A 13,790-nucleotide genomic window follows, 5' to 3' on the forward strand; every position below is an offset into this window, starting at 1 on the left:
ATATTATAAAAATATAAAATTAGAACATTATAATAATTATTTTGTGTTCTTATTTTTTTGACAAAAAAATGATAATTCCCCCAAATAAAAAATGTTTGAAAATTAAGTTTTATAGGGCTTTAAAAAAATAATTTTACAAATTGTACCTATTTTCTGATTTTTTTATAGTTTATTTGGTCAAATTCCCCCAATTTACGATAACGATTGCTAACGTTAAAATAAAAAAAAGAAAGAAAATTGTCAAAAAATTTCAAAAATGGGGGAAAACAGTGTGAGTAAAAGAAACTTCAAAGAGCGTTTAGCTAAAACAACGATCAGTGCTCTGGTCGTGGGCTCGATGATTCCATTTAATGTACTAGCAGCTACACCAAATGCTAGCACAGAAAATACTGTCGTGGGTTCACATACACAAAAAACAAGCACACCAGACTTAACAGCTGATCAAATCGACGCTTTAAAGAAAATATCAACAGAAAGTGATGTAAAGATTTCGCCAAAGATTGATACGAAAAGCTCAAAACCGGTCAAGGTTATTGTCGAATTTACACAAGAACCAGCAAAAATAAGTGTCCTACAAAAAGAAGTGGCTGGTGAAAAAACGACATTAAGCGCAGAAAATAGCGCAGTTAATTCATCACACGCTACATTCAAGTCATTTGTAAATGGGTTAAATAATAGTGCAAGTAAAACTAACTCAGTAAATGCAGTATCAGCATTAAGTATCGCACCAAATGAAGTATCTAATGAAACAACAGACACAGCTGGGGAGGATACCGTTCAAATTACGCGTGAATACACACATGCATTAAACGGGGTGGCAATGACACTACCAGGTAACTTAGTTGAGAAATTATTTGATTCTGGTGTAGTAAGTCGTGTATTAAACGATGACATAGTAAAGCTTGACCCAAGTGAACTGAAAGCTTCTGCGCAAAGTGAACAAGGTGAGAATAATTTACCAGAAAATTACATTCCATTACCAGGTATTGAAGATTTGCATAAAGAAGGTACTACTGGAAAAGGAATCAATGTAGGGGTTATTGATACAGGGATTGACTACAATCACCCGGATTTAACAGACGTATATAAAGGCTACCGTGCAAAAAGTGGAGAAGATGCAAGCAAAATCGATCCAGCAACAGTTAAAGGATGGGATTTTGTTGACAACGATGCTGATCCAATGGAAACAACAGTTGATGATTGGGTAAAAGCTGGCAAACCTGAAGGTGATGGTGGGGAACCGTATTATACGTTCCACGGTACACACGTTTCAGGTACGATTGCAGCTCAATCGAAAAATAATGTAGATTTACCAGCACAAGGGGTTGCACCTGGTGTTAACTTGTATACTTATCGTGTTCTTGGTCCTTATGGTACAGGGGCTCAAGATGCAATTATTGGTGCGATTGACAAATCTATAAAAGATGGTATGAAAGTTATCAACTTATCTCTTGGGGCAAATAATAATGATCCGTTATCAGCTGAAGCTGTGGCAATTAATAACGCAACTCTTGCAGGTGTAACATGTGTAATTGCAGCTGGAAACGCAGGTCCCGGTGCAGGCTCAGTAGGTACGCCGGGTGCATCAGCGCTTGCGATTACGGTTGGTGCAAGTGATTTCCCGGTAAGTATCCCGACTGCATCAGCAAAAGTAGGGAATGAAACATTTACTAACTTCAAGTTACTTGGAAAAGGTTATACCGATAATGTATCAGATCTTGAGAATAAAACTTATCAATTCGTTGATGTTGGTTTAGCTCAAGCTGCTGATTTTAAAGATGCGAACGGTAATCCAATCGATTTAACTGGAAAAGTTGCACTGATTACACGTGGTACAATCACGTTAGCTGAAAAAATAACAAACGCAGCGAAAGCAGGCGCGGTTGCAGCGATTATGACTAACAATATTGACGGTGACATTGATAGTTACTTAGCAAGTGACGATGGGTTTATCCCAACATTCCGTATGACTAAAGCTGATGGTGAACGTTTACGTAGTGCAGGCAAAAATACAATCACTTTTACGAATGTAAGTTCAACGAATACACAAGGGAACCACTTGGCAAGCTTTAGTTCTAGAGGACCAGTCGCTTCGACATATGATATTAAACCAGATGTTGTTGCACCAGGTGTATCGGTGTACTCAACTTATCCATATTTCGTTCATAGCCCAGATAAAGTAGACTATAGTAACGCGTACGCTCGTATATCAGGTACATCGATGGCGACGCCACATGTCGCAGGAATTGCTGCGCTAATCTTACAAGCACATCCAGACTACACACCAGCTGACGTGAAAGCAGCGTTGTCGAACACTTCTGGAAATCTAGACGGAGATTACTCTGTATACGAACAAGGTGCTGGTTTAGTCAATGTAGTGAAAGCAGTAAAACGTGATGTGAGCTTTAAAGCACAAGACACAACTGCAAACATTGATAGTAGTGGTAATACTGTGAACATGAATTACGAAAAAGGTTCATTAACGTTTGGCGCAGTGTATAGAAAAGACGGTGCGGTCAATACGAGTAATCGAACAGTGAAAGTAAAAAATCGAGGAAACTCTGACAAAACGTTTGATATATCTGCTACTTTTATTAAACCAAATGCATCGGTAAGTGATGCAACTAAAAACGGCATTACAGTGACAACAAGTTCACCATCACTAACAGTAAAAGCAGGTGAATCTACAAGCTTTACAACAACCGTGAACATACCAAGTAGTGCAGATTATGGTCGATACGAAGGATATTTGAACATTGTAAATCATGATGATCCAAGTGAAACGTATCGCATGCCATTGGCTGTTCGTTCGGTGGAAAAAGGAATCAGCAACTTGATAATGGACGACAATGCAGCCACTACTAGAAAGCCGGTCATCCCTTCATTTTTTAATCTTGGCAGTGCTCGGAATATCGGCTTCCAATTAAACAGCCCGATGAAATATGTCTGGGCGGTCATTTATGACAAAAACGGCAACGCACTTGGAGCTACATATCCATCGCCACTTAGTGCAAGTACAGCGCCAACGGATCAGTTTTTAGTTATGCCTTCTTTTGACGCAGCTAATTACTATCCATTTATCGGCGATCCGTCGAAAGAATTGACAAGCCAGTTCACAAAAGCATCATTGCCAGAAGGTCAGTACACAATTAAATTACGCGCAACAGATACGACAAATATGTATGCGAAAACGTATGAGAAGTCGATGCCATTTATAGTGGACAACCAATTGCCGAAATTAACATATAAAGACCATGCTCCAGGCGTGTACGAGCTGAGTGATTCAGACTTTACGGATGAAAAACAAGAGGGTAATACCTATCATGCGTTTTGGGTTCATGCCAACTTATACGATGAAGGAACTGCTCAGTTGGCTCCTCTAGGCATCACCCAATCGAATAACACGTTGTACTATTACTATAATCGCATTGACGATCCGGAAGCAGCATTCCCAACCGATGCAAATGGGGATACGAAATTCGGGATTGAAAAAACGGACATTGAAAACGGTCCTGCAGTAGTCACACTTTTCCCTAACGATGTAGCAGGAAACGCGGAACTTGTCAACGATTTCCATCAATATGCATTTGTTAAAAAAGGCACGCCGTATATGGTGCCGACGTATGACAAACAAAAAGTGACCCTGAATGATACAGTCACGATGACACTGAACTTACACAATGTTCAGCAAATGATGTCAGGGACATATAATGCAACGTACTTCAAAGATGTGTACGATTTGCAAGGGGTGACGGTAGCGCCGGAATTCCAAAAATGGGCTGATGATCATGGCGTGAAGGTAAATGTGGATACGCCTGTTGGAACGCCTGACCCTCTTTATGGAAGCAAAACCATGATCAATGTGGGCGCACATTTAAGCGGCGGAGAAGACTTCAAAGGATTCAGCGGCGATAATATGCCATTTTTGAAGGTAACTCTAAAAGTGAAGAACGATGACCCGCAAGGGCCGGCTTCGATTTTATATGGGAATATGGTTGAGGATGATGTAATGACCAACTTCAGCATGATGCAGTATGGTCAAACGCAGTCGACCAACGTTACAGCGTTTAGTCGAGTGAACAGCTTCCAAGTTCTTCCGACGCATAATTCAGTTCAATCCTTTGTTAGACTTCAAGCGTTTGCGAACAACGTAACGATGGACTATACAAAACTAAATGCGAAAGCATATGCACTACTTTCGGATGGTTCTAAGTACCCAGGAACGATTGATGCGAAAGGGTATGTCAATATTTTAAACATTCCGGTTTCAAAAGACCCATTCAAAGTAATCATCGAAGCACCAGGGCACTTAAAGAGCGTTCAGACCATCACAATGAATACGCAGACTCCATGGGGCGACAATGTCGGTACGTTTAGCGGCTATATTGGAGCTACATCGAGACAACCGAATGGTCTAGCTGGTGATGTGAACGGCGACGGCGTGATTGACGTCTTAGACGTGAAACAAGTTGCGAAAATGTTTGGAGTTCAAAATACAACAAAATTCAATATCGAAGATCTAAATCAAGATGGGATTGTAGATAAGAAAGATATGAATTTCTTAGTAAGTAACTTGTATAAATCAAACTTTGATGCTTTAATCACACCAAAAGAGATGGTAGATGGAAAATACGCAACTGACTACTTTAATGTGCTTGGCATCGCATCAAGCGTAAACACATTCAAAAACGTAGATAGCAGTGCACATAAAGCAACATTCACATGGGACCCAGCAGTGGATGCAACAGCGATCAAAATCCAGCAGTCTTCAAATAATGGATCAAGCTGGCAAACAGCAACAACAGACGGCACATTGTCTGTGACGGATGGCAAAGTAACTGTAAATGGTTTAACTGAAAACACGAATTATCAATTCCGAGTATCGATTACAGGCGGCTTAAACGCTGGTGTATCAAACGCTGTGAGTTTAACAACAAAAGTGGTGCCAATTCCAAACGCACCAGTTGTCAAAGGCTTAGGTGACAGTGATACAACAATTTCTGGAAAAGCAGACCCTAATGTTACTATTACTGTAAAAGCGGGAGATACTGTTGTAGCAAGCGGTAAGGCAAATGAAGCAGGTGACTTTACGCTTCCAATTGCAAAACAAAAAGCAGGTACTGTTTTAGTAATTACTGCTTCAAATGAAGATGGTAAAGTAAGTAGTGGAACAACCATCACTGTAGTGGATATTACAGCACCAGATGCACCAATCGTTAATACTGTAACGAAAAAAGATCAAACGATCACAGGTAAAACCGAAGCAAATGCAACGGTTATGATAAAAATCAACAATGTAGTAAGTGAAGTAAAAGCTGATAATAATGGGTACTTCAGTTTAGAAATACCTCATAACGCGAATGGCACATTCACTGGAACTGTCATCTATGTTACGGCAAAAGATGCTGCAGGAAATGTGAGTGCTACAACTCAAACAGTCGTATTAAACAAATAGTAATAAAAATGGAGAGCCTCTGATCATTATATTGGGGCTCTCTTTTTGATTGAGTATGTCCAAATCGCAAAAACAGCCATATAGAAAAACTAATTTGGTAAAAGAGGTTTCTTATATAAAAAGGTGTTTAGTAGTTTTATAGCTTTCGAAATGGTTACAAGTTCTGTTTGGAGGGGGATTAAAATCTACTAAATAAAATTAGGGGTGTCTTAAAAGCCAATTGGCTTTTAAGACGCCCCCTTTTCTTATGTAAAATAAATTTTAAATTATGAGGTGTTTCTTTTGTGAAATACGAACACTAAGTGAACAATATTAATAAAGTTATGAACTTAGTTGATATATCGCTATAATTCGTTGATATTCCTCCAACACTCGTTGATATATTGTAAAAACTATTAGTAATCATTTAAAAACAGATTGCGTTCGTTGAGTCAGCCTTCTTTTAATGATAAAAATACTATTTTCAAGTCTATTAGAATAATTTTAATAATATTGTTACCTATTTAAAAAGGTGATTTGTAGTATTATGGCGAATTATTAATATGGGTATTTTTTCTTTGGAGGGTCAAAAAATGAAAAAGGTTTTAGTATTAGGTGGTACGAGATTTTTCGGAAAACGACTTGTTCATAAACTAATCGAAAAAGGCTATGATGTTTCAATCGCAACAAGAGGACTTACAGAAGATGACTTCGGAGATCAAGTTAGTCGATATATCATTGACCGACGAAATTCTGAGACTTTAACGAATTTAAGTCATCATAATTGGGACCTTGTCTATGATAATATTTGTTATACTCCAAATGAAGCAAAAGAAATTATTAAACTATTAACTAATCAAGTTAAAAAATATATTTTCACTTCATCTTTAGCCGTTTATGATACGGGATTAAACCATGTGGAAACTGACTTTGATCCTTATAATTATCCTATTGAGTATAACAATGATAATGAATATTCTTATGCGGAAGGGAAGCGCCTTGGTGAGGCTGTTTTATTTCAAGAAGCAAATTTTCCAGTGTTTGCGGCTAGATTTCCAATCGTATTAGGGCCAGATGATTATACGAAGAGATTACTCTTCCATGTTGATAAAATTTCAAGAAATGAAGAAATCATTATATCTGATATAAACAAAGAGATGACATTTATCGATTCTGATGAAACGGCTGAGTTTTTACTTTGGTTAGGTGAGAATGAATCGATTAAAAGTGGTCCTTTTAATGCGTGCTCTAATGGTGTAATAACATTTAAAGAAATAATAAATATTTGTGAAATGGAAACTGGTAAAAAGGCTATTATTAAATCTCATGGTGCAAATGAAAAACAATCTCCATTTGACGCTTATAGCGATCAATCCTTGAGTAATGAGAAAGCTAAAAAAGCAGGGTTTCAATTTTTAGAAGTACATAAATGGATGAAAGAATTAATTCATCATTATTGTTCGCTATAAAAAATTCACAAAATGTTCAAAAAACAAAATTCCGAATTTTTGGAATTTCCAGGTTTTCGGAATTTTATTGGAGAGAAATTCCGAAATTTCGGAAAAAATTACTTTTAAAATATTGAAAATTACAAATTAACTTAATATTATTAGAATTATAAAATAAAATATTTATTGTGCAGACAAAGTCCCAGAAATAATAAATACAGTCTTACTAAAAACTCATAATAACTTGGCACACTATTTGCTTGTATTAAAAGCAGAAGAGCATTCTGTTGAAAGGAGCAAAATACAGTAAATAGTGGAATTTAAACTAATACATAGTTTGAATGAAAGCGTTATCAAAAAGTGCCAATACGTAAAGATAACAAGGAGGTTATTATGGAAATCTTAATTATTTTATTAGCATTAGGACTTTTAATGTTTGTTGCTTATCGTGGGTTTTCTGTTATTTTATTTGCACCAATTTGTGCTTTATTTGCAGTACTTTTAACTGAACCAAGTTATATTCTTCCATTCTTTAGTAATATTTTTATGGAAAAAATGGTTGGTTTCATTAAGCTATATTTCCCTGTATTTTTACTTGGTGCAATTTTTGGTAAAGTTGTTGAAATGTCTGGAATTGCTGAATCAATCGCAAAAACAATTATTCAATTAGTTGGAGCAAAAAGAGCTATTTTAGCGATTGTATTAATGGGGGCAATTTTAACATATAGTGGAGTAAGCTTGTTTGTTGTTGTATTTGCTATTTATCCATTTGCTGCAAACTTATTCCGTGAAGGTAATATTCCTAAACGATTAATTCCTGGGACGATCGCACTTGGTGCGTTTACGTTTACGATGGATGCATTACCTGGTACACCGCAAATTCAAAATGTAATTCCAACTACATTTTTCAAAACAGATATTTATGCGGCACCATTTCTAGGTATTTTAGCTGCTGTTTTTGTACTTGCAGTTGGTCTTTGGTACTTAGAATCAAGACGTAAAAAAGCAGAAAAAGCGGGTGAAGGTTATTTAGGATTTAATGGAGAACTAGCTGCTACACAGGAAACTCAAACAGAAGTCCCTTCATTAAACACAAATACTTCTACACCAGTTTTGAAACAGATTTTAGCATTTGTTCCACTATTATTAGTTGGATTTTCTAATAAATTTTTTGTTGTTTCATTCCCAAAATGGTATCCAAATGGATTTGATTTTAAATCGATTGGACTGGAATCTTTTGGGGTTGTTGATATAACTGCAGTTGTTGGTATTTGGTCAGTTGAATGTGCTCTAGTTATTGGGATTCTTTCAGCGATGATTTATGGCTATAAGAATATGCGTACAAATCTAAAGACAGGTATTAATGCAAGCATTGGTGGAGCACTACTTGCTTCTATGAATACTGGTGCCGAGTATGGTTTTGGTGGAGTAATCTCTGCTTTACCTGGATTTGGAATGGTAAGTAAAGGAATCTCTCATACATTTACGGATCCATTAGTAAATGGAGCTGTGACAACTACAACTTTGGCAGGTATTACTGGTTCTGCATCAGGTGGTATGGGTATTGCACTTAGTGCAATGTCTGAAAAGTATATCGAGGCTATTAATAAATATAATATCCCGCCGGAAGTGATGCATCGTGTCATTTCGATGGCATCAGGTGGTATGGATACTTTGCCTCATAATGGTGCAGTCATCACATTATTAGCTGTAACTGGTTTAACACATCGCCAGTCATATAAAGATATTTTTGCAATAACAATTATTAAAACAGTTGCAGTATTCTTAATCATTGCAGTATTTAAACTTACAGGACTTGTTTAAGAATGTTACTACTAATCTTACTTTTGAAGGGAGCAAAATAATGGGCAAGAATAAGGTAATTACTTCAGTTGAAGAGGTTGTTTCACAAATTCATGATGGAGCTACGATTATTGTCGGTGGCTTTGGTCTTTGCGGTATTCCTGAAAAAATGATTTTAGCATTACGAGATAAAGGGACAAAGGATTTAACAATCGTAAGTAATAACTGTGGAGTAGACGATTGGGGTCTTGGTCTTTTATTAGCAAATAAACAAATTAAAAAGATGGTTTCTTCATATGTTGGAGAAAATAAAATTTTTGAAAAGCAGTTCTTAAGTGGAGAACTTGAAGTAGAGCTTGTTCCTCAGGGGACTCTAGCTGAACGTATTCGTGCAGGCGGTGCTGGAATCCCAGGATTCTACACAGCAACAGGTGTAGGTACACCAATCGCAGAAGGAAAAGAACATAAAGTATTTAATGGAAGAACTTATTTATTAGAAGAAGGAATCGTAGGAGACTTTGCATTTGTTAAAGCGTGGAAAGCTGATAAGCAAGGGAATCTAATTTTTAGAAAAACTGCTCGTAACTTTAACCCACTTGCAGCGATGGCTGGAAAAATTACAATTGCAGAAGTCGAAGAAGTAGTAGAAGTTGGAGAACTTGATGCTGATGCAATTCATACGCCAAGCATTTATGTACAACATGTATTCCACGGTGAAACATACGAAAAACGAATTGAACGTAGAATGACTACAGGAGTATAGGAGGCTAATAACATGAAAGATATTCGTCAATTAATTATTCAAACTGCGGTTAAAGAAATTCAAGATGGTATGTATGTAAACCTTGGAATTGGACTACCTACTTTATTAGCAAACTATCTTCCAGAAGGTATTGAGGTAATGCTACAATCTGAAAATGGTTTACTAGGTATTGGACCATACCCAACAGAAGCTGAAATAGATGCTGACTTAATCAACGCTGGTAAAGAAACAGTAACTGCGGCTAAAGGAGCTTCTTATTTTGATAGCGCTGAATCTTTTGCGATGATTAGAGGAGGCCATATTGATTTAGCTATTTTAGGTGGTATGGAAGTCTCAGAAACTGGTGATCTTGCTAACTGGATGATTCCAGGAAAAATGGTAAAAGGTATGGGCGGTGCGATGGACTTAGTAAATGGTGCTAAGAAAATCGTTGTTGTCATGGAACATGCAAATAAATACGGTGAAAGTAAAGTTAAAAAAGCATGTACTTTACCTTTAACTGGAAAAGGCGTAGTCCATAGACTGATTACTGAATTAGCAGTTTTTGATTTTACAGAAAATGGAATGGTTTTAGTAGAATGCGTTGGTGGAGCAACGATTCAAGAAATTACTGAAAAAACAGAGGCTACATTTACAATTAGTCCTAAGTTATTAAATAACGTGAACTAATCTTTTAAAGGAGGCAATCAAATGCAGCAAATGCTTTCTGAGAAGGTTGCACTGATAACTGGTGCTGGTAGTGGAATTGGTTTTGAAATTGCTAAAACCTTTGCAGAGCAAGGAGCAACAGTTGTCTTAACCGACTTAAATGAGGAAAATGTTCAAAAGTCAGCTACTTCATTGCAAGAGCTAGGGTTTAATGCGATGGGTTATGCATGTGATGTTACAAATGAAGAACAAGTAGTTGACACGTTTCATAAAGTAATCGATCAATTTGGTGAATTACATATTTTAATAAACAATGCAGGATTACAATACGTTTCATCAATTGAAGATTTCCCTACTGAAAAATTTGAATTACTTATTAAGGTCATGTTAACTGCACCTTTTATTAGTATCAAACATGTATTTCCTATTATGAAAAAGCAAAAGTATGGTCGAATTATTAATATGGCTTCGATCAATGGGTTAATAGGATTCGCTGGTAAAGCTGCTTATAATTCTGCGAAGCATGGCGTTATTGGTTTAACAAAGGTTGCTGCATTAGAAGGTGCAAATGATGGTATTACAGTCAATGCAATCTGCCCGGGCTATGTTGATACACCTTTAGTTCAAAACCAGTTGGCTGACTTAGCAAAATCGAGAAATGTACCAATTGAAAGTGTAATTGAAGAAGTAATTTATCCATTAGTACCTCAAAAAAGATTACTTACAGTAAAAGAAATTGCAAATTATACAGTATTTCTTGCTAGTGAATATACTAGCGGGGTTACAGGTCAAGCAAATGTAATAGATGCAGGATATACAGTTCAGTAGGATAAGAATGAAAGGTTTGTTTTGAGCAGGGGGAGATTCCTGCTCTTATCCTTTCTAGTTACCTACTACTTTAAGTGAGGTATGGTATGAATAGTATGTTAGAGAGTCTTCCTTTTGATTGGATTTCCGAGATTATTAATCTTGCAACTGAGTGGATTGTTGTCGTTAATCGAGATGGAAAAGTTTTGTATATGAATGAATCGTATTGTGAGTTTGTTGGGCGTTCTGCTGATGAAGTGATCGGTATGGATGTAAGCGATGTTATTGAAAATTCTAGAATGCATATAGTCGCTAAAACTGGTCAGGCAGAGGTGGCGGAGATCCATCCAATAAAAAATACTGAAATGGTAGCAAATCGTTATCCGCTGTATGTAGGTGATGAATTAGTAGGTGCTGTCGGAACTGTAATATTCCGTAATGCGCAAGAGTGGCTTGAGTATTCCAAAAAAGTAGAACCTTTAGTAGAAGAATTAAACTATTATAAAAGAAAATTTGAGAAAGAGTTAAGTAGTAAATATAGCTTCCATCAAATAATTGGTGATACTCCAATCTTTAACTCTGCAAAAAACTTGGCAGAGCAAGTATCTGCAAGTACTTCTGCAATCTTACTTTTTGGGGAATCTGGTACCGGTAAGGAATTATTTGCACATGCAATTCACGATGCTAGTCCAAGAAGAAACTTTCCGTTTGTACGAGTAAATTGTGCTTCAATTCCAGAGCATTTACTAGAATCAGAGCTTTTTGGTTATGAAGAAGGTGCTTTTACAGGTGCAAAAAGAGGCGGGAAAAAAGGAAAATTTGAGATTGCGAACCGAGGAACGATTTTCTTAGACGAAATTGGTGATATGTCTTTGCATATGCAAAGTAAATTACTGCGAGTACTTCAAGAAAGAGAGATTGAAAGAGTTGGTGGAAGTTCTCCTATCTCCATTGATGTAAGAGTCATTGCAGCTACGCATCGAAATCTTGAGAAGATGGTCGTATTAAAAGAATTCCGCCAAGATTTGTATTACCGCTTAAATGTAATTAAAATAGACATTCCTCCACTTAGATCAAGGATAAATGATATACCTCTCATAGCAGATTCATTAATAAAAAAACTCGAAAGGAAATTTCATCGAAACGGAATTCAAATTTCAAATGAAGTTTTTCAAATTCTTAAGTCACATCATTGGCCAGGAAATATTCGAGAACTAGAAAACGTACTTGAGAGATGCATAAATGTCCTAAATGGTAAAGTGATTACACCTAAGCAATTACCTCTTTATTTATATGAAAATCCAACCAATCAAAAAAATACAGTTGAATTCGAAAAAAATGCATCTCAATTAAACAATCATAATTCTTTAAAATCGTTAAAAGAAATGATCGAGGAGACTGAAAAGGAAGCAATTAAAAGAGCTCTTATAGAAGCTCAAGGTAATAAAATTGAAGCTGCAAAATTATTAGAAATAAGCAAATCAACTTTATATGAAAAATGTAAAGCTTATAACATAAAAAGTTAAAAGATTTCATGTGGTTTGGTTAATTTAGGATGAAATAAAAAGGGGGAAATAAAATGAGTGAGAACGTTGTAATTGTTAGTGCTGTTAGAACTGCGATCGGAAATTTTAGTGGTACATTGAAAGATGTAAGTGCAGTAGAATTAGGCGCTAAAGTTATTAAAGAAGCGATTAATAGAGCGGGTATTCAAGAAAGTCAGGTTGATGAAGTCATAATGGGAAATGTACTTCAAGCTGGTTTAGGTCAAAATCCAGCTAGACAATCAGCATTAAAGGCAGGACTTCCAAATACTGTCTCTGCAATGACGATAAATAAGGTTTGTGGTTCGGGATTAAAATCAGTCCATTTGGCGACTCAAGCAATTATAGCAGGAGATGCTGAAATTATAATTGCTGGTGGGATGGAAAATATGAGTCAAGCTCCTTATTTACTTAAAGGAGCAAGAGATGGATATAGATTGGGCAATCAACAAATTGTTGATAGCATGATTGCAGATGGACTATGGTGTGCGTTTAATGATTATCACATGGGAAACACCGCTGAAAACTTAGCAGTTCGTTATGAAGTTTCTAGGGAAAAACAAGATGAGTTTGCGGTAAATAGCCAACAAAAAGCTGAGAGTGCAATTAAGGTCGGTAAATTTGAAGATGAAATTGTTGCGATTGAAATTCCACAACGAAAGAAGGATCCAATCATCTTTAAAGAGGATGAGTATCCAAAATTTGGTGCTACAGTAGAGAAGATATCATCACTACGACCAGCCTTCGAAAAAAATGGAACTGTTACAGCAGCAAATGCCTCAGGTATAAATGATGGCGCAGCAGCGGTTGTATTAATGAGTGAAAGTAAAGCAAGAGAACTGGGTATTAAACCATTAGTAAAAATTAATGCAAATAGTAGTGCAGGCGTTGATCCGAGCATAATGGGAATTGGAGCAGCATTTGCAGCTAAAAAAGCACTTGAAAAATCATCGATTGAATTAAGTGAAATAGGCTTAATTGAAGCTAACGAAGCATTTGCAGTGCAATCGCTTTCTGTATTGAAGGAATGCGGTTTTGATGAAAATCTTGTTAATGTAAATGGAGGTTCGATTGCACTGGGACATCCAATTGGTGCGAGCGGAACAAGAATACTAGTTACATTGATTCATGAAATGAAGAGAAGAGAGACACAATACGGTCTTGCAACACTATGTATTGGTGGCGGAGAAGGCGTTGCGACAATTATTGAAAATTGTTTTGAATAAATAATAAGTAAAAGGCGGTAGGACTCTTATAATGAGACCTACCGCTTTATTGTGAAGACAAAACCAAAAAACAAAACCAAAACCTGGGTTTCAGACTGATTGCAAGCGCTTGTCTTT

At 36.5% G+C, this 13,790-nt stretch carries 8 protein-coding genes; all 8 read left to right on the forward strand.

Annotated features, from left to right (window positions below):
- Nucleotides 1–271: 271 nt before the first annotated feature.
- Nucleotides 272–5,455, forward strand: coding sequence for a S8 family serine peptidase (locus ACFVR2_RS07775; RefSeq protein ID WP_387360500.1), 5,184 nt, complete (start codon nucleotides 272–274; stop codon nucleotides 5,453–5,455).
- A gap of 572 nt (nucleotides 5,456–6,027) precedes the next feature.
- Nucleotides 6,028–6,903, forward strand: coding sequence for an NAD-dependent epimerase/dehydratase family protein (locus ACFVR2_RS07780; RefSeq protein WP_387360502.1), 876 nt, complete (start codon nucleotides 6,028–6,030; stop codon nucleotides 6,901–6,903).
- A 372-nt stretch (nucleotides 6,904–7,275) separates the two neighbouring features.
- Nucleotides 7,276–8,706, forward strand: coding sequence for a GntP family permease (locus ACFVR2_RS07785; RefSeq protein WP_387360504.1), 1,431 nt, complete (start codon nucleotides 7,276–7,278; stop codon nucleotides 8,704–8,706).
- 40 nt (nucleotides 8,707–8,746) lie between these two features.
- Complete coding sequence (locus ACFVR2_RS07790; RefSeq protein ID WP_025568519.1) at nucleotides 8,747–9,448, forward strand: CoA transferase subunit A; 702 nt, start codon at nucleotides 8,747–8,749, stop codon at nucleotides 9,446–9,448.
- A gap of 12 nt (nucleotides 9,449–9,460) precedes the next feature.
- Nucleotides 9,461–10,117 (forward strand): 3-oxoacid CoA-transferase subunit B, encoded by a 657-nt coding sequence (locus tag ACFVR2_RS07795; protein ID WP_387360506.1) that lies wholly within the window; start codon nucleotides 9,461–9,463, stop codon nucleotides 10,115–10,117.
- Nucleotides 10,118–10,147: 30 nt separating this feature from the next.
- The gene (locus tag ACFVR2_RS07800; protein WP_387361715.1) at nucleotides 10,148–10,924 is read left to right on the forward strand and encodes a 3-hydroxybutyrate dehydrogenase; all 777 of its coding nucleotides are present in this window, start codon (nucleotides 10,148–10,150) and stop codon (nucleotides 10,922–10,924) included.
- Between the two features lie 86 nt (nucleotides 10,925–11,010).
- Complete coding sequence (locus ACFVR2_RS07805) at nucleotides 11,011–12,429, forward strand: sigma-54 interaction domain-containing protein (protein WP_387360508.1); 1,419 nt, start codon at nucleotides 11,011–11,013, stop codon at nucleotides 12,427–12,429.
- A gap of 53 nt (nucleotides 12,430–12,482) precedes the next feature.
- Nucleotides 12,483–13,673: an acetyl-CoA C-acetyltransferase gene (locus ACFVR2_RS07810; RefSeq protein WP_387360510.1), complete on the forward strand. Its 1,191-nt coding sequence runs from the start codon at nucleotides 12,483–12,485 to the stop codon at nucleotides 13,671–13,673.
- Nucleotides 13,674–13,790 lie beyond the last annotated feature (117 nt).

The sequence above is a fragment of the Gottfriedia sp. NPDC057991 genome (genome assembly GCF_042886615.1).
Taxonomy (GTDB): domain Bacteria; phylum Bacillota; class Bacilli; order Bacillales; family Bacillaceae_G; genus Gottfriedia.

Excerpts from the sequence above, each read along its gene's own strand:
- ACFVR2_RS07810 (WP_387360510.1), top strand. The coding sequence starts at position 12,483 with ATGAGTGAGAACGTTGTAATTGTTAGTGCTGTTAGAACTGCGATCGGA.
- ACFVR2_RS07785 (WP_387360504.1), top strand. The coding sequence starts at position 7,276 with ATGGAAATCTTAATTATTTTATTAGCATTAGGACTTTTAATGTTTGTT.
- ACFVR2_RS07805 (WP_387360508.1), top strand. The coding sequence starts at position 11,011 with ATGAATAGTATGTTAGAGAGTCTTCCTTTTGATTGGATTTCCGAGATT.
- ACFVR2_RS07790 (WP_025568519.1), top strand. The coding sequence starts at position 8,747 with ATGGGCAAGAATAAGGTAATTACTTCAGTTGAAGAGGTTGTTTCACAA.
- ACFVR2_RS07800 (WP_387361715.1), top strand. The coding sequence starts at position 10,148 with ATGCTTTCTGAGAAGGTTGCACTGATAACTGGTGCTGGTAGTGGAATT.
- ACFVR2_RS07780 (WP_387360502.1), top strand. The coding sequence starts at position 6,028 with ATGAAAAAGGTTTTAGTATTAGGTGGTACGAGATTTTTCGGAAAACGA.
- ACFVR2_RS07795 (WP_387360506.1), top strand. The coding sequence starts at position 9,461 with ATGAAAGATATTCGTCAATTAATTATTCAAACTGCGGTTAAAGAAATT.